We start from the raw sequence: 18160 nt of genomic DNA on the forward strand, positions 1-18160 counted from the left end.
CCCCGCCGTCGATTACTTCGGCAGCGCGTAGGCAATCACGTAATCGCCTGCGGGGGTTTCCATGAAGTGGTGGCCGCCGGCCATGATCACCACATACTGGCGCCCACCGAAGGCATAGATCATCGGGTTGGCCTGGCCGCCGGCCGGCAGCTTGGCGTGCCACAGTTCCTTGCCGGTCTTCAGGTCGATGGCGCGCAGCAGGTCATCGGTGGCCGCGGCGATGAAGATCAGGCCGCTGGCGGTGACCACCGAGCCGCCGTTGTTGGGCGTGCCGATCTCGATCGGCAGGCCGGAGCGGATGCCGAACGGGCCGTTGCCGCGGGCACTGCCGAACGGGCGGTCCCACAGGGTCTTGCCGGTGCGCATGTCCACCGCGCGGATGCCACCGTAGGGCGGCTGCTTGCACAGCAGCTTGGTGAACGGCAGGCGCCAGCCGGCGTTGACGTCGATCGCGTACGGCGTGCCGGTCTGCGGGTCCCCTGCCCCTTCGGCGCCGCCCTTGTCGGCCCGCACGTCTTCGCGCGGCACCCAGCCCAGCTTGTCGGCGGTGGCACGCGGCACCAGCAGGTTGTAGTTGGGCATGTCGTTGTAGTTGGCCACGATCACGCCACGACGCGGATCCACCGACACGCTGCCCCAGTCCGAGCCGCCGTTGTAGCCGGGGTACTCGATGGAATGCCGGTCGGCGGTGGGCGGGGTGTAGAAGCCCTCATAGCTCGCCTTGCGGAACTGGATGCGGCACACCAGCTGGTCGATCGGGGTGATGCCCCACATATCGCGCTCGGTGAGGTCCGGCTTGCGCAGCGTGTGGTACAGCGAGAACAGCTGCGTGGGCGAACGCTGCTCGGGCTCCACGCCGCCGGTGGGCACCTTGCGCTCTTCGGCCGGGGTGAGCAGCTGGCCGGTGCGGCGGTCGAGCACGTACATGTCGCCCTGCTTGGTCGGCAGCAGGATCGCCGGCACCTTGCCAGCGGCGGTCGGGTAATCGACCAGCGTGGCCTGCGAGCCCATGTCGTAGTCCCACACATCCTTGCGCACCGCCTGGAAATGCCAGACCGGCTTGCCGGTGTTGACGTCGATGGCGACCAGCGAGGTGGCGTACTTGTTCTGGTTCTCGGTACGCGACCCGCTCCAGTAATCGCCCGCCGAATTGCCCATCGGCAGATACACCAGGCCCAGCTGGTCATCGCCGGTGGCGGTGGTCCACATGTTGGGGGTACCGCGCGTGTAGGTCTTGCCCTGCGCCGGCAGGCCGGTCAGTTCGGGCTGGTCCATGTCCCAGGCCCAGCGCAGCTTGCCGGTCATGGCGTCGTAGGCCTGGATCACGCCGGACGGTGCGTCGCGACGCTGGCCGTCCAGCACCTGGTGGCCGGTGACGATCACGCCCTGCACGATCGCCGGCGGCGAGGTGATCGACACATACCCGGCCGGGCTGTCGCCCATGCCCAGGGTGATGTCGACCTGGCCGTTGTTGCCGAAGCCCGCGCACGGCTTGCCGGTGGCCGCGTCCACGGCGATCAGGCGGCCATCCAAGGTGCCTTCGATGATCCGGGCCGAACAGGCGCTGCGCGGCAGCTGGGTCAGCACCGGCACCTGCGACTGCCCCGAGGCCAGGTCGGCGGCCACATCGGCATCGGCGGCCTGCTGCGCGGTTGCCGGTACTTCGTAGTACGACACGCCACGGCAGGCGGCGGTGTAGGGAATCGATTTGTCCTTGATCTTGGGGTCGAAGCGCCAGCGCTCGGTGCCGTCGGCGGCGTTGAGCGCCACCAGCTGGTTGCGTGCGGTGCACAGGTACAGCGTGTCCCCCACCTTCAGCGGCGTGGTTTCAGCGCCCCAGCGCTTCTGCGGCAGATCGCCGGTGCGGAACAGCCACGCCTGTTCGAGCTTGGCCACGTTGTCCGGGGTGATCTGCTGCAGCGGCGAGAAGCGCGTGGCCGCGTTGTTGCGACCGTACGCGGCCCAGTCGTCGTCGCCCGGTTTGTCGGCGGGCTGCAGCGGTGCGTCGGCGGTAGGTGCCAGGCCGGTGCTGGTCATCGCCTCGGGGAAGCTGCCGCTGGCCGCGGTGACCCCATGCGGCACGAACGCCAGCGCGAAGGCGGCCACGAACACCAGCGCCAGCACGCCGGCAATGCTGCGCGAGAGCCGCCGCGAGAACGGTCGGTCCAGCGTCGGCAGCAGCAGCGACAGCACCAGGCCGATGCCAACGATCAGGCCCAGCCGCGGCACCCAGCGCCAGTAGTCGCTGCCCGACTCCCACCACGTCCACAGCAGGGTGCCCACGAACACCGCACCGAACCACAGCGCACCGGCGCGCCGGTTACCCCACAGCAGCACGCCGGCCACCAGCAGGCCAACACCGGCCAGCACGTAGTACCAGGAGCCGCCGAGGCTGGCCAGCCATGCACCCAGCCCGCCCAGCACCAGGCCGAGCACTATCAGCACGAGGGACAACACGGTCACCAGCGCATGGCGCGGGCGCCGGGCGGTGGACGAAGGATCGGGGCGTGCGGCGCGGGGGGCGGCGGACATCGTGGTCTCCATGCGGCGTGGCGCGAACGGGGTCCGGCCACTGGTGGACTGCCATCGCGGACGCGAATGTCCGCTGGTTCGGGAGCCGTTATCCCACCGTCGCCGTGAAGTACATGCGTTCTTTCAGCGGGCCGCCACGATAGGCAAGGTGCCGCCCCGGACAGGTGCAGAAACGACGACGCCGGCACAAGGCCGGCGTCGTCGTGGTACTGCCTGTCAGCGCGATCAGCCCTGCGGGGTCTGCTCGTCGGTGGCGGCAGGCGCTGCCGCAGCAGCCTCCCCGGCAACCGGCACCACGTCCACCAGTTCGTCGTCACCGATCGACGCATCCATGCGTTCAACCGCCTGCAGCTTCTCGTCCTTGGACAGACGGATCAGCGTGACGCCCTGGGTGTTGCGGCCGACGCGGCTGATTTCCGAACCACGGGTACGCACCAGGGTGCCGCCATCGGAGATCAGCAGCACTTCATCGGCTGCGCCCATCAGCACCGCGCTGACCAGCTTGCCGTTGCGCTCGGTGGTCTGGATGCCGATGACACCCTGGGTGCCGCGGCCCTTGCGCGGGTAATCCGGCAGCGGGGTGCGCTTGCCGTAGCCGTTCTCGGTGGCGGTCAGGATGTACATGCCGTCGTCGTCGCCGACCTCGATCACGGCATCGCCGTTCTCGATCACGGTTTCTTCGACGGTGGCGTCGTCCTCGTTCTCGTCCTCGTTGCCGCCGGCACTCTCGGCCACGATCAGGCTCACGACCTCTTCGCCCTTGGGCATCTTGATGCCGCGCACGCCGGTGGCGGTACGGCCCATCGAGCGGACCTTGTCTTCACCGAAGCGCACGGTCTTGCCGTTGGACGCGAACAGCAGGATGTCGCGCTCACCGTCGGTCAGGCCAACACCCACCAGCGCATCGCCTTCGTCGAGGTTGATCGCGATCTTGCCGCGCGCCAGACGGAAGGCGAACTCGCTGAGCGGGGTCTTCTTGACCGTACCGTTGCGGGTGGCGAAGAACACGAACTGGCGTTCGGCGTACTCGCGCACCGGCAGCACGGCCTGCACCCGCTCACCGGGTTCCAGCGGAATCCAGTTGATGATCGGGCGGCCACGCGCGTTGGAACCGGCTTCGGGCAACTGGTGCACCGGCAGCCAGAACACCTTGCCCGCGCTGGTGAAGGTCAACAGCGTGTCATGCGTGTTGACCAGCCACAGCTGCTCGATGAAATCCTCTTCCTTGGTCGACGCCGCGCTGCGGCCACGGCCGCCACGACGCTGGGCGCGGTAGGCGCTGACCGGCTGGCGCTTGACGTAACCGGCATGCGACAGGGTGACCACCACGTCTTCCGGGGCGATCAGGTCGAGGATGTCCAGGTCTTCTTCGCTGTGGCGGATCTCGGTGCGGCGTTCGTCGCCGAACTCGGTCCGCACGTTGATCAGCTCTTCGCGGATGACCTGCAGCAGGCGGTCCGGATCTTCCAGGATGTGGATCAGCCCGGCGATGGTTTCCAGCAGCAGCTTGTACTCTTCGGTCAGGCGGTCCTGCTCCAGCCCGGTCAGGCGGTGCAGGCGCATTTCCAGGATCTGGGTGGCCTGGATCTCGGTCAGCTGGTAGCCGCCGGTGATCAGGCCCACGCCCTTGGGCAGGTCTTCCGGACGCGAGGTTTCCGCGCCGGCAGCGCCCAGCATCGACCCGACCAGGCCCGGCTCCCACAAGCGCGCCAGCATGCGCTCGCGTGCTTCACCGGGATTGGGCGAGGTCTTGATCAGTTCGATCATCTCGTCGATGTTGGCCAGCGCAACGGTCAGGCCTTCCAGCACGTGGGCACGGGCGCGCGCCTTGCGCAGCTCGTACACGGTGCGGCGGGTGACCACTTCGCGGCGATGGCGCACGAACGCCTCGAGCATCTGCTTGAGGTTCATCAACTGCGGGCGGCCATCGACCAGCGCCACCATGTTGATGCCGAACACCGACTCCATCTGGGTCTGCTGGTAGAGGTTGTTCAAGACAACTTCCGCCGACTCGCCACGCTTGATCTCGATGAAGATGCGCATGCCGTCCTTGTCGGACTCATCGCGCAGTTCGCTGATGCCTTCGAGCTTCTTTTCCTTGACCAGCTCGGCGATCTTTTCGATCAACCGGGCCTTGTTCACCTGGTACGGGATCTCGGTGACGATGATCGATTCGCGGCCGTTGTCGGCCACTTCGATGTCCGCCTTGGCGCGGATGCGCACCCGGCCACGCCCGGTCCGGTAACCGGCGACGATGCCGGCGGTACCGTTGATGATGCCCGCAGTCGGGAAGTCCGGGCCCGGGATGTACTCCATCAGGCCGTCGACGTCGATCTCGGGGTTGTCGATCAGCGCGATGCAGGCGTTGATGGACTCGGTGAGGTTGTGCGGCGGAATGTTGGTCGCCATGCCCACCGCGATACCGGCCGAACCGTTGACCAGCAGGTTCGGGAACCGGGTCGGCATGACCGTCGGCTCCAGTTCCTTTTCGTCGTAGTTGGGCTGGAAATCGACGGTTTCCTTGTCCAGGTCGGCCATCAGCTCATGGGTGAGCTTGGACATGCGGGCTTCGGTGTAACGCATGGCGGCGGCGGAGTCGCCGTCGACCGAACCGAAGTTACCCTGGCCATCGACCAGCATGTAGCGCAGCGAGAACGGCTGTGCCAGACGCACCAGCGTGTCGTACACCGACTGATCGCCATGCGGGTGGTACTTACCGATGACGTCACCGACGATACGGGCCGACTTGAAGTAAGGCTTGTTGCTGTGCGCGTTCAACTCGCTCATCGCGAACAGCACGCGGCGATGCACCGGCTTGAGGCCATCGCGCGCATCCGGGAGGGCGCGGCCCACGATCACGCTCATCGCGTAATCGAGGTAACTCTTGCGCATCTCGTCTTCCAGGTTGACCTGGATGATTTCCTTGGCGGTTTCTGCCATTCGGGTTCCGTTGTCTGGGAGCGGTCCAGTCCGTCGCGCCCGCCCTTTCGGGGCGGTCGCGTCGGAATCTCGATTAACCGTTGAAGTCTAGCACAACGGGCCGTTTTCCGCCTGCTTTTACGGGCGTTTTACCGGCAAGAATCAGGAACTTACGGGGGCGTTGCGGGTGCAGCCGGGGTTCGACCGGGAAAGCCGTACCGACCAACGGTCGGTACCTACCCGGGAGGGGCCAGGCCACCACCCCAAGCCCGGTACGCCACCCACCCCCGATCCGGCATGCCCCCTCCCCGATCCGGTAGGCCACGACCGTTGGTCGTGGCATCAAACGACCCGCCCCGATCCGGGTAGGCCACGACCGTTGGTCGTGGCATGCGGCGACCGTTGGTCGTGGCATGGGGCCACCGTTCGTGGCGCGCGGCGGCAGCACGCCGCGCCGGTAATCAGCCGAACGCGGCCTGCATGTTGGTCACGGTCGGATTCAGGATCACCCCGCGCTCGGTCACGATGGCATCGATCAGGCTGCCCGGGGTGACATCGAACACCGGGTTCCAGGCGGCGATGCCTTCGGCCACGGTGCGCGTGCCTCCTACCCCGTACAGTTCGCCCGGATCGCGCTGCTCGATCTCGATCTGCTCGCCGTCGGCGGTGTCCATGTCCACCGTGGAGGACGGGGCCACCACCATGAACTTGACCCCGTGGTGGCGGGCGGCGATGGCCAGCTGGTAGGTGCCGATCTTGTTGGCGGTGTCACCGTTGGCGCAGATGCGGTCGGCACCGACGATCACCCACTGCACCGCACCGGTCTTCATCAGGTGCGAGGCGGCCGAATCGGCGATCAGGGTGGCGTCGATGCCGTCCTGCTGCAGCTCCCACACAGTCAGGCGCGCGCCCTGCAGCCACGGCCGGGTTTCGCCGGCGAAGACCTTGGCGATGCGGTGCTGGGCCATGCCGGCGCGGATCACGCCCAGCGCGGTACCGAACCCGGCGGTGGCCAGCGAACCGGTATTGCAGTGGGTGAGCACGCCACTGCCGGCCTCGATCAGGCCCGCGCCGAGCGCGCCCATGTGGCGGTTGGCCGCCAGGTCTTCATCGGCGATGGCCTGGGCCTCGGTGGCCAGTACCTGCTGCCAGTCGGCACCGGCCGGGGCCAGCGCGCGGCGCATGCGGGCCAGCGCCCAGGCCAGGTTCACTGCAGTCGGGCGGGACGCGTTGAGCCGCTGCAGGGCCGGTTCCAGCTTGGCCAGCGCCTGCGCGCCATCGTCGGCCTGCACCCCGGCGGCGGCCAGCACCACGCCCCAGGCGGCGGCAATGCCGATCGCCGGCGCGCCACGCACGGTGAGCGCATGGATGGCCTCGGCCACGGCGTCACTGTCGCGGCATTCCACGTGCTCCACCACGAACGGCAGCTTGCGCTGGTCGAGCAGTTGCAGGGTATCGCCGGTCCACAGGATCGGGCGGATATGGTCGTAACGGGCGTAGTCGATGTCGGTGGATGCGTTCATCGCATCATTGTAGCGGCGCAGGGCGAAGCCGCCAAAGCGCGGCTCAGTTGACCTGGAATTCGGCCCGGCAGCCGTTGTCCACCCACACCCCGCGCGCATCCCAGCCCCACCCGCGGCCTTCCTCGCAGGGGCTGCCGGACAACTGCTTGGACAGGCGCGCGCCCTTGCCGATGGTGGCCCCGCAGAAACGACGCTGGCGCGACTTGGATTCGCACACCAGCGTGCGCGGCGCATCCAGGAAACCGGAGCCGTCGGCGGCCCCTACTTCGAAGTCGCCCTGGCAGCCGCGCGTCACCCACACTTCGTTGCGCCGCACGCCCCAACTGTGGTTCTCGCGGCACGGCATCGCCGACAGCTGGCGCAGCAGGCGGACCGGTGCGCCCTGCAGTGCCACCGGACAACTCTGCGGACGGCCATTGGATTCGCAGCGCAGCACCCGGCGCACCTGGCGCGCGGGGCCGGTGGATGCGCCGCCTGCCGGTCGGCTACGGAATTCGGCACGGCAGCCCAGCGTGACCCACACGCCGGAACGATCGGTGCCCCATTCGGTGCCGCGGATGCAGCTGCTGTCGGACAACTGGCGTATCAGGTCCACGCCGTTGGCAACGGGCATGTCGCAGTGCACCCATTCCATGTCACGCGATTGGCAGCGCACCACCTGCGCTTCGTACCCGGTCTGGTCGGCCATTGCCGTGGCCGGCAGCACGCTGCTGCACAACACCAGCGTCCACCACGTCCACGTCCAGCGCGGCGCGCTCCATGATGGCAGTTCGGCAACTTCCCACAGCTTCATCAACCCTTTCCCCGCCGCAACTGAACGATCACGCGCCTACCTTCGGGCATGCGCTGTGATCAGAGCATCATCGTGCAGGTCGCGCAAGACGTACACGCGACAATCACGCACGTTGTGCGTTCAGGCGTGGGCAAAATCGATCGCCAGTACATCGGCAATCCGCGTGGTGCGGTTCATCGCCATCAACAGGCGATCCACCCCGACCGCAACGCCGGCGCAATCGGGCAGGCCCGGCAGTGCCTGCAGCAGCGGCTCGTCCAGCGGCGGCAGCACAGCCCCACGCGCCGCACGCACGGCGTGGTCGCGGGTGAAGCGCGCGCGTTGTTCAGCGGCGTCGTTCAGCTCGTGATAGCCGTTGGCCAGTTCCACCGCGCCCAGGTACAGCTCGAAGCGCTCGGCCAGCGGCGGCGTGCCCGGGCGGATACGCGCCAGCGCGGCCTGGCTGGCCGGCCAGTCGTGTACGACGGTCATGCTGTCGTCATCGAACGTGGGCTGGATGCAATGGGTCATCAGCAGGTCCAGCCAGTCGTCGCGGGTGAGGCCCTCGGCATCGATGCGGACCGACGCGAGCGGCGCCTGCAACTGCTCCAGCGGCGCGTCGAACGGGTCAACGCCGAGGTGCTGCTGGTACAGGCTGCGGTAGTCGACCACGCGCAGATCGGCGGTGCGCTGCACCAGGCCGAGTGCGGCGCGGACCAGCGCAACGGTTTCCTCGATCAGCCGGTGGTGGTCCCAGCCCACCCGGTACCACTCCAGCATGGTGAACTCGGGGTTGTGGCGGCCACCGGCCTCGCCATTGCGGAACACCCGCCCGAGTTCGTAGCAGTCGCCCACGCCGGCGGCGAGCAGGCGCTTGAGCGGGTACTCCGGCGAGGTCCGCAACCAGCGCTGCGGGCTGCCGGCATCAACGTGGCCACTGAAACGGGTGTGGAAGCTGTCGATGTTCGGCTCGGTGTTGCCGGCCGCCGACAGGATCGGCGTTTCCACTTCCAGCACATCGCGGGCGGCGAAGAACGCACGGATCAACGCGTTCAGCGCGGCACGCTGGCGCAGCGCGGCGATCATGCGCGCGCGTCCTTCAGCCGCTGCGCGAGTGGCAGGGTGAGCAGGTCGCGGGTGTCGTCGACGTAGCCGGTGGCCAGGTACAGCCGCCGCGCCAGTTCGTTGTGGTGGTTCACTTCCAGCCGCATGCGCGCCACCCCACGCGCATTGGCGCGCTGTTCCAGGATGGCCAGCGCCTGCTTGCCGCGCCCACGCCCGCGCGCGGCATGCTGCAGGTACAGCTCGTCGAGCAGCGCGAAATGACCGCCCTGCTCCAGGCTGAAGCCCATCGCCAGCGCCGCATAGCCAACCACGCTGCCCGCGTCGTCCAGCCACAGCAGCACTTCGCCGTTGCGGGGGTCTTCCAGCAGCGCGGCCAGCGCGATGCGGACCCGTGCATCGTCGAAGTCGAGGTGGTCTTCGGCGTAGAACTCGCGCATCAGCCCGATCAGCAGATCGGTGTCGGCCACGGTGGCCAGGCGGAAGTCGAGGACGGCAGTGTGCATGGGGCTCTCCGGTAATGCGGGACGGCGGGGCGCAGCGGCCCCGCCGTGGGTTCAGTGCTGCGCCAGGAACGCAACCAGGCGGTCTTCGTCCCACACCTCGATGCCCAGTTCCCCGGCCTTGGTCAGTTTGGACCCGGCCTCGGTGCCGGCCACCACGAAGGCGGTTTTCTTGGACACGCTGCCCGACACCTTGGCGCCCAGCGCTTCCAGCCGCGCCTTGGCCTCGTCACGGGTCATCTGCGCCAGCGTGCCGGTCAGCACCACGGTCTGACCGTCCAGCGGGCCGGCCACCTGCTCGGTCTGTTCCGGCGCGCGGGTCAGCAGCGTGTGGCGATACGCATCGGCCTTGAGCAGCATCTGCGCATGGCCGTCGCGGTCGAGCCAGTCGGCCAGGCCAAGCGCCACTTCGTTGGGCAGGCCGGCCGCCACGAAACGCACCGGCTCGGCGTCCACCAGCGCGGCCGCATCGGGCAGCGCGGCGGTGAGCTTCTCGGCGCGCAGGCGGGTGATGCCGGGAATTTCCGCCTCCACCAGCACCTGGGCGAAATCCAGGCCGTCGCGCAGCTTCGCCGACGGCGCGTGGGTATCGCCGATCCGCACCTGGCCCACCTGCAGCAGCGCGTCGATGGCGTCCTGGTTGCCGGACTGCTCGAAGAAGTGGCCGAGCGAGCGCGCCACTTCCCCGCCGATATCCGGCACGCGCTTGAACAACGGCCACGGCAGGTGGCGGATCAGTTCCAGGTCGCCAAACCAGGTGGACAGCCCCTTGGAGGTGTTCTCCCCGACGTTTTCGATCCCCAGCGCGAACAGCAGGCGTTCCAGCGTGGTGTCGCGGCTGGCGTCGATCGCCGCGATCAGGTTGTCGGCCCAGCGGGTGGCGATCTTCTTGGTGTTCCAGGCAAAGGCGGCCGGCATCGCCAGCGCCTTGGCACGCCAGCCGGCGTCGTTGCCATCGAGCTGCAGGATGGCGCGCAGGTAGTCGCCGCTGCCCTCCGGCGGCAGGTGCAGGCCGATCTGCGCCGCAAGGGCCTCGGGCGTTTCGGCGTCCAGCACCAGCTTCAGGTGCAGCAGCTGGTCGCGGGTGAGCCGGTACAGGTCGGCCACGCCGCGCACGATGCCGGCGTCGACCAGGGTTTCGATGTACTTGCCGCCCAGGCCGTCGATGTCCATGGCGCGGCGCGAGGCGAAGTGCGCGATGGCTTCCTTGCGCTGCGCCGGGCAGCTCAGTTCGCCCGAGCAACGCCACACGGCTTCGCCCTCTTCGCGCACGATCTCCGACCCGCACACCGGGCACTGCGCCGGCATCTGCCAGGGCGTGGTGCCGGCCGGACGGCGTTCGGCGATGACGCTGACCACTTCGGGAATCACATCGCCGGCGCGGCGCACGATCACCGTGTCGCCCACGCGCACGTCAAGGCGCTGGATCTGGTCGGCGTTGTGCAGGGTGGCATTGGAGACGATCACCCCCGCCACGGCCACCGGATTCAGGCGCGCCACCGGGGTGGCGGCGCCGGTGCGGCCGATCTGGATCTCGATCGCCTCCACCGTGGTGGTCTGTTCCTGCGCGGGGAATTTGTGCGCGATCGCCCAGCGTGGCGCGCGCGACACGAACCCCATGGTTTCCTGCCCGGCGCGGTCGTCCAGCTTGTAGACCACGCCGTCGATGTCGAAGGCCAGCCCGTCGCGGCGCTCGCCGATGTCACGGTAATAGGCCAACAGGCCTGCGCTGCCTTCCACCACCTGGCACAGGTCGCTGACCGGGAAGCCCCACGCGCGCAGTTGCGCCAGCGTGGCCGAATGGGTGGAGGGCAGTTCACCGCCCTCTACCTGCCCGGTGCCGTAGGCGTAGAAGCTGAGCTTGCGCCGGGCGCTCATCTTCGGGTCCAGCTGGCGCAGCGAACCGGCCGCGGCGTTGCGCGGGTTGGCCAGCACCTTGCCGTCGTGCAGGCGCGCCTGCGCGTTGTAGGCCTCGAAATCGGCGCGTGCCATGTACACCTCGCCGCGCACTTCCAGCACGTCCGGCCAGCCGGCGCCCTGCAGCACCTGCGGAATCACCGCGATCTGACGCAGGTTGGCGCTGACGTCCTCACCGGTGCTGCCATCGCCACGGGTGGCGCCCTGCACGAAGCGCCCGTCTTCGTAGCGCAGGCTGATGGCCAGGCCATCGAGCTTGGGTTCGGCGGAGAAGTACAGCGCATCGCGGCGCAGGCGCTCGCTGATGCGGCGCACGAAATCCTGCACTTCCTCGTCGCTGAAGGCATTGCCCAGCGACAGCATCGGCACGGCATGGCGCACTTCGGCAAACCGCGACGAGGCCTTGCCGCCCACGCGCTGGGTGGGGGAATCGGCAACGGCCAGTTCCGGGTGAGCCAGCTCCAGTGCTTCCAGCTCGCGCACCAGGCGGTCGTACTCCGCATCCGGAATCAGCTGCTCGTCGCGCTCGTGGTAGGCCGTGCCGGCATCGTCGATCTGGCGGCGCAGTGCCTCGGCACGTTCAGCGGGGCTGGGGCTCATCCGGGAGGGATCCTGAAAGGGCTGTTGATTTTATGGCCTGCCGTGCCCGGCAGCCACCCCGCAGCGGTGCCGCGTGGCTATTGCCGGCAACCCGGCACAGGGTTAGCGTGCGCCAAGTCCCTCTATGCAGGTGTTCCGTGACCGTTGCCGCCCCTTCCCGCCGTTCGTTCCTGCAGTTGGTCGGCACCGGCCTGGCCTTGTCCGGGCTGGGCGTGTCGACCGTGTCGGCCGCCTCGCCGCGTGCCAGCGCTGTCGGCGGCCCGGTGCTGCTGAACTTCAACGAATGCCCGTATGGCCCGGCGCCGGTGGCGCAGGCGGCCGCGCGCGAGATCGTGGCCGGCAGCGGGCGCTATCTGTTCGCGCTGGCCGGTGAGCTGCGCGACCTGTTCGCCAGCCAGGAAGGCATCGGCAAGGACCACGTGCGGCTGTACCCGGGCTCCAGCGAGCCGCTCAACCGCGCTGCGATCCTGTGGACCTCGGCAAGCGCCGGGCTGGTGGTGGCCGACCCCACCTTCGAAGCGCTGGGCGACCTGGCCGCCGCGCGCGGCGCCACCGTGGCCAAGGTTCCGCTGCGCGAGGACGGCGCGCATGACGTGCGCGCGATGGCTGCCGCGGCTGCGCGGATCAACGCCGGCCTGCTGTACCTGTGCAATCCGAACAATCCCACCGGGTCGATCACCCCGGCCGCCGACATCGCCTGGCTGCTGGCCAACAAGCCCCGGCAGACGCGGGTGTTGGTTGACGAGGCCTACCTGCAGTACAGCGAGCAGCGCTCGGTGATCGGCCAGGTGATGCAGCGCGACGATGTGATCGTGCTGCGCACGTTTTCCAAGCTGTACGGCATGGCCGGGTTGCGCCTGGGCGTGGCCGCCGCGCACCCGGACCGGCTGCGCGAGCTGGCCAGCCTGGGCGACAACCCGCTGCCGGTCACCGCGCTTGCGGCCGGCCTGGCCAGCCTGCGGGCGCCGGGCCTGGTGGCGCAGCGCAAAGCGGAGAACACGCAGGTGCGGCAGGCCACCGTGGCCTGGCTGGCCGCGCGCGGATTTTCCTGTGTGCCGACCGAAGCGAACTGCTTCGTGGTGGACGTCAAGCGCGATGGCAACGCCTTCACTGCGGCCATGGCCGAGCACGGCGTGGTGATCGGCCGCAGCTGGCCGATCTGGCCGCAGCGGGTGCGGGTAACGGTGGGCACGGCGGCAGAGATGGCGCGGTTCCGCGACGCGTTCGCGGCGATAACCGGGTAGAGCCGACCGTGGGTCGGCTGCTCTTGTTTCGGCCGACCGTGGGTCGGCTGCTCTTCGTTCCGGGTATGCGTGGTTGCCGGCCAGCGGCCGGCACTACCGCAAAGGGCATCGACCAACGGTCGATACCCACCGCCCCATCGTGCGTCGCGCCGCAAAGGGCATCGACCAACGGTCGATACCTACCACCCCATCGCGCGTCGCGCCGCAAAGGGCATCGACCAACGGTCGATACCTACCGCCCCATCGCGCGTCGCGCCGCAATCTGCATCGACCGACGGTCGATGCGTACCGGGTGGGCGTTACCAGCGCGGGGCTTTCGTGAGCGGGGGGGCCTGGTGCTGGCGGTCGTAGGCGCGCAGTTCGTCGCGGATGTGCGCGATGCGCTGGCGGCCCAGGGCGTTGCGGCTGTCGTCCAGCACCACGCCGTCGAGCAGTTCGCCCATGCGCTGCACGGTCGGCAGCATCTTTTCCCACGCGTCCAGCGCGGTCAGCGGTGCCGGCAGGGTGAGGAAGAAGGCGATCGCCGGAGTTTCCATCTCGCGGATGTTGGCCATGTCGAAGCTGCCCGGCTTCATGATGCTGGCCATCGAAAAGATCGGACCGCGCTCGGGGTGGCCTTCGACCAGGCGGTGGAACACGTTCATGTGGCCAAACACCAGGCCGGTCTTTTCAGCGGCCACCACGATGTCTTCGCCCCGCAGCTGTTCACCGGCGCGGGCCGCCACAAACAACGACACGATCTTGTCGAAATCCTGGCTGGCGCGCTTGCCCAGGTCGCTGGCGGCAGCGTCGACGTCGGGCAGGCCCAGTTCGGGTTGGGTCACGCCGTCGTCGCCGGTACCGCCGGCCACGGCATCGCTGCCCTCGCCTTCGCCCAGGCTGGGCTCACGGCGCGCGCCCGTGCCGCTCTCGGCGGTGTCGACGCGGCGACCCTGCGATTTTTTCTTCGGACGGCCAAACAGGAAGATCGCGGCGATCAACAGCAGGCCGGCGGCCAGGATGCCGATGCGGAGCAGTGCCATGTCGGACATTCGGTGGGGGTCTCCGGCTAAATACGTTCAGGTACTAAGGATGGCACGTCAGGCGGCGCCCGCCAATCGTGCCGCCTCTTCCAGGTCCACGCTGACCAGGCGGCTGACGCCCGGTTCGCGCATGGTCACGCCCGACAACTGGTGCGCCGCTTCCATGGTGGCCTTGTTGTGGCTGACGAACAGGAACTGCACCTTTTCACTCATTTCCTTGACCATGTTGGCCAGGCGGCCGACGTTGGCTTCGTCCAGCGGCGCGTCCACCTCGTCCAGCAGGCAGAACGGCGCCGGGTTGAGCTGGAAGATCGCAAACACCAGCGCCACCGCGGTCATCGCCTTCTCGCCACCGGACAGCAGCGAGATGCTCGACACGCGCTTGCCCGGCGGCCGCGCCATGATGGCCACACCGGTGTCGAGAAGGTCTTCACCGGTCAGTTCCAGGTAGGCATGGCCACCGCCGAACAGACGCGGGTACAGCTGCTGCACGCCGGCGTTGACGCGGTCGAAGGTGTCCTTGAAGCGGCCACGGGTTTCGCGGTCGATCTTGCGGATGGCGTCTTCCAGGGTTTCCAGCGCAGTGGTCAGGTCGGTGTTCTGCGCGTCCAGGTACTCCGAACGCTGTGACGCTTCGCCGTACTCCTGGATGGCGGCCAGATTGACCGGCTCGAGGCGGCGCATGCGCCCGTCGATCTGGTGCACCGACTGTTCCCAGTCGGTCACGCGCGCATCTTCAGGCAGGCTGTTGATCACGTCCTGCAGGACGAAGCCGGCCTTCTCCACCGAGGCCGACAGCTGGTCGGCACTCAGCACCAGCGCCTGCTGGTCCAGCTTGCGCTGGGAGATGCGCTCGCGCTGGGCCAGCGCCTGCTCGTCGCGCTTGTGGCGGGTCTGTTCGAAGTTGCGCAGTTCGGCGTCGATGCCATCGAGCAGGGTGCGCGCTTCGCCCAGCACGCGGTCAGCGCGCACGCGTTCGCTGAGGGCATTCTGGTGTTCGGCCTGCAAGGTCTGCACGGGCGTATCGCCCTGGTCCAGCTGGGAGTGCAGTTCGCCCAAGCGGGTATCGAGCTGGCCACGCTGGGTACTCATGCGCTCCAGCGCCTGGCTCAGCGAGGCAATCTGGGTGCGCTGCGATTCCAGCGTCAGCGCCAGCGAATGCGCGCTTTCGCGCACGTTGCGGGCGTGGTCGCGGGCCTGGTCGCGGGCATCGGTAAGCTGGCGGCGTTCGCCTTCCAGCGACGCCCGCACCGATTCCAGGTCGCCCATGCTGGTGACCGCATCGTCGAGCCGCGCGCGCGCCTCGCGCACCTGCTCGCGGCCGGTATCCAGCGTTTCCTGCAGCTGCAGCAGTTCGCCTTCGATACGGTCGATGCGGGTGCGCGCCGCTTCTACCTTGCCCTGTTGGCTCTGCAGCTGGCCACCCAGTTCGGAGACGCTGCGATGGGCCTGGTACAGCTGCCGCTGCGCGTCTTCGCGGTGTTGTTCGCCGGCCAGCAGCTGCTCGCGGAACGCCGACAGCTGCTGTTCCAGTTCGGCTTCGCGCTCCTGCAGCGTGTCGATCTGACCGCGCAGGGTGACGATCTCGCGCTCGCGCAGCAGCGCGCCCTGCTTGGCTGCACCGGAGCGCGAGACGCGCACCCAGCCGTCGCCCAGGCGCTCGCCGCCACGGGTGATGACCGAATCGCCTTCGGCCAGCGTGTGCTGCAGCGTGCGTGCCGCGTCCAGGTCTTCGGCGGCATGCAGCCGGGCCAGCAGCCGGCGGATCGCGGTGGGGCCCTGCACTTTGGCGGCCAGCGAGGTCGGCGCCACGCTGAGCGGCGCCTGGCTGTCGGACACCAGCGCAATGCGACCCTCGCCGAGTTCGGCCAGTTCGGCCACCAGCTGTTCGGGGGCGTCCACCAGCACGCCTTCGATCAACTGGCCCAGTGCGCTTTCCACGGCGTTTTCCCAGCCGCTTTCCACGGTCAGGCGCTCGCCGACGCGCGCACCCGAATCCAGCCCGCGCGCCTTCAGCCACGCCACCGCCGCGCCCTGCTCCTGGCCCAACGCGGCCTGCTGCAGGGTTTCCAGCGACGACAGACGGCCGCGCGCGGCCTGGGCCTGCTTGCGGATTTCGGCCAGTTCGGTCTGCCCGGTGCGCTGGCGATCCTGCAGGCCGGCCACGGCCTGCTTGCGTTCTTCAACCTGCTCATTGAGGCCGTCCAGCGCCTCTTTCTGGGTCTGGTGCTGCAGGTGCAGTTCTTCGAACACCTCGGCCAGCGCGTCCAGATCCAGGCTGGCGCGTTCGGCGCTCAGCGCTTCGCGGCGGCGGTCGGCTTCCAGTACCTGGCGGTCAAGGTAGTCGACGCGGGTGCGTTCGACTTCACCGGCGCGCGAGGCTTCGGAGGTGCTGCGGGTGTGGGCTTCCCAGCGCTGCTGCCAGTCGGCCAGGCGGGCCTCGGCGTCACGCAGGGCCTCCTGCTTGATTTCGTTTTCTTCCTGCAGCTGTTCCAGACGCGGCTCGGCGTCGTCCACGGCCTCGCGCAGGACCATCAGTTTGGCTTCGTCGCCGCTGATGTGCTGGCCCAGTTCGGCCAGGGCCTGCTGGGCTTCATCGCGCGCCTTGTTGAGGCGCTGCGACATTTCGCGCTGGTGCTGGATCTGCTGTTCGAGGCGGGCCAACGTGCTGCCCACCTGGTACACCTCGGCCTGGGCGGTGCTGAGCGCATCGGCGGCCTCTTCGCGGCGGACGCGGCTGGTTTCGATGCGGGCTTCGGCGTCGCGCTGTTCGGCGATGAACTGCTGCAGGCGGGTTTCTTCCTGCGAGAGTGCTTCGCGCAGGCCGCCGAGGCGACCGTCGAGGCCACGGTATTCCAGCGCCTTCCACTCGGCATCCTTGACCCGACGTTCTTCCTGCAGGGCCTGGTACTGCTCGGCCTGGCGCGCCTGGCGCTTGAGGTGTTCAAGCTGCTTGCCGATTTCCTCGCGCAGGTCGCCGAGGCGGTCGAGGTTTTCGCGGGTGTGGCGGATGCGGGTTTCGGTTTCCTTGCGGCGTTCCTTGTACTTGGAGATGCCGGCGGCTTCTTCGAGGTACACGCGCAGGTCTTCGGGACGGGCTTCGATGATCTGGCTGATCATGCCCTGTTCGATGATGGAGTAGCTGCGCGGGCCGAGGCCGGTGCCGAGGAACAGGTCGGTGATGTCGCGGCGGCGGCACTTGGTACCGTTGAGGTAGTAGTTGCTGCTGCCGTCGCGGCTGACCTGGCGCTTGACCGAGATTTCGTTGAACGAGGCGTACTCGCCGGTGATGGTGTGGTCGGTGTTGTCGAAGATCAGTTCGACGGTGGCCTGGGAGACGGGCTTGCGTGCCGAGGAGCCGGAGAAGATGACGTCGGTGAGGGAGTCACCGCGCAGGCGGCTGGCCGAGCTTTCGCCCATGACCCAGCGGACGGCGTCGATGATGTTGGACTTGCCACAGCCATTGGGCCCCACCACGCCGGTCATGTTGGTCGGCAGGTGCAGGGTGGTCGGGTCGACGAAGGATTTGAAACCGGACAGCTTGATCGTGGACAGACGCATGGCGGGATTGGTTTCCGGGGCAAGGGCCTGAAGCGACCCCCGCCAGGGTGGATGTCGGAGCGATTCCCACCCTCAAGCCATTGATGTTGCTGGGTTTCAATGGCCCCAAGGGCGACGCGATAGCCTGAGTATAACGGGGCGGGTGTTCCACGGGCGGTGGGGGTTGGTTGGTTTTGGTTAGAAGCGTAGAGCTAAGGTCCGGAGCAGGAGCCGGAGCCAGCGCTAGAGCTGGAGCAAAGGCTCGGTGCGTCGGCCTCGGGCGAGCGGTCGGGGTGGGTGGGGTCGCGGGACACGCCGTGAATCCATCCCTGGAGGCTCGTGGGCGCCATCCATGGCGCCCAACGGTCCCGCGACCCCACCCACCCCGACCGTCGACAGTTGGTCGGTGCGCAGGGGAAGTGCCGAAGCCGGCTTTGTGGCGTTGCGGTGCGCTGCGATTTGTTCCGGAGCGTCCAGGTGAGGAGCGTCAGGGTTAAGGGAGAGTTGAGGGGTAGAGCCACGCCAT

The 18160-nt window shown here is 68.3% G+C and carries 10 protein-coding genes; 1 reads left to right on the forward strand and 9 read right to left on the reverse strand.

The window, feature by feature from the left end; genetic code table 11:
- Positions 1-12: 12 nt before the first annotated feature.
- The 7 genes from AC6CHL_RS04115 to ligA all read right to left on the reverse strand — a co-directional run bounded on the left by AC6CHL_RS04115 (position 13) and on the right by ligA (position 11828).
- Entirely contained in the window at positions 13-2532 is a 2520-nt protein-coding gene (locus tag AC6CHL_RS04115) for a membrane-bound PQQ-dependent dehydrogenase, glucose/quinate/shikimate family (RefSeq protein WP_498293469.1), read from the reverse strand.
- Positions 2533-2757: 225 nt separating this feature from the next.
- Positions 2758-5472, reverse strand: a complete 2715-nt coding sequence (gyrA, locus tag AC6CHL_RS04120) for a DNA gyrase subunit A (protein ID WP_463601268.1) — start codon at positions 5470-5472, stop codon at positions 2758-2760.
- 440 nt (positions 5473-5912) lie between these two features.
- A complete protein-coding gene (gene mtnA / locus AC6CHL_RS04125) occupies positions 5913-6974 on the reverse strand; it encodes an S-methyl-5-thioribose-1-phosphate isomerase (RefSeq protein WP_038687670.1) in 1062 nt (353 codons plus the stop codon).
- Between the two features lie 43 nt (positions 6975-7017).
- Entirely contained in the window at positions 7018-7662 is a 645-nt protein-coding gene (locus AC6CHL_RS04130; RefSeq protein WP_448134852.1) for a DUF3011 domain-containing protein, read from the reverse strand.
- 225 nt (positions 7663-7887) lie between these two features.
- The gene (epmA, locus tag AC6CHL_RS04135) at positions 7888-8832 is read right to left on the reverse strand and encodes an EF-P lysine aminoacylase EpmA (RefSeq protein ID WP_498293471.1); all 945 of its coding nucleotides are present in this window, start codon (positions 8830-8832) and stop codon (positions 7888-7890) included.
- Positions 8829-9314, reverse strand: coding sequence for a GNAT family N-acetyltransferase (locus AC6CHL_RS04140; protein WP_498293472.1), 486 nt, complete (start codon positions 9312-9314; stop codon positions 8829-8831). The genes epmA and AC6CHL_RS04140 overlap by 4 nt, the downstream gene beginning before the upstream one ends.
- A gap of 51 nt (positions 9315-9365) precedes the next feature.
- Positions 9366-11828, reverse strand: a complete 2463-nt coding sequence (gene ligA, locus AC6CHL_RS04145) for an NAD-dependent DNA ligase LigA (RefSeq protein ID WP_498293473.1) — start codon at positions 11826-11828, stop codon at positions 9366-9368.
- A 137-nt stretch (positions 11829-11965) separates the two neighbouring features.
- Here ligA and AC6CHL_RS04150 point away from each other — a divergent pair, with 137 nt between their 5' ends.
- Positions 11966-13072 carry a pyridoxal phosphate-dependent aminotransferase gene (locus AC6CHL_RS04150; protein ID WP_498293475.1) on the forward strand — a complete coding sequence of 369 codons (1107 nt, stop codon included), beginning with the start codon at positions 11966-11968 and terminating at the stop codon, positions 13070-13072.
- 299 nt (positions 13073-13371) lie between these two features.
- On the opposite strand, the gene zipA is transcribed toward AC6CHL_RS04150, so the two are convergent.
- Together zipA and smc are read right to left on the reverse strand one after the other, a co-directional pair.
- Positions 13372-14103: a cell division protein ZipA gene (gene zipA, locus AC6CHL_RS04155; RefSeq protein WP_038687661.1), complete on the reverse strand. Its 732-nt coding sequence runs from the start codon at positions 14101-14103 to the stop codon at positions 13372-13374.
- Positions 14104-14151: 48 nt separating this feature from the next.
- Positions 14152-17655 (reverse strand): chromosome segregation protein SMC, encoded by a 3504-nt coding sequence (gene smc, locus AC6CHL_RS04160; RefSeq protein ID WP_498293476.1) that lies wholly within the window; start codon positions 17653-17655, stop codon positions 14152-14154.
- Between the last annotated feature and the right edge of the window lie 505 nt (positions 17656-18160).

This window comes from Stenotrophomonas sp. GQ19 (genome assembly GCF_059758695.1).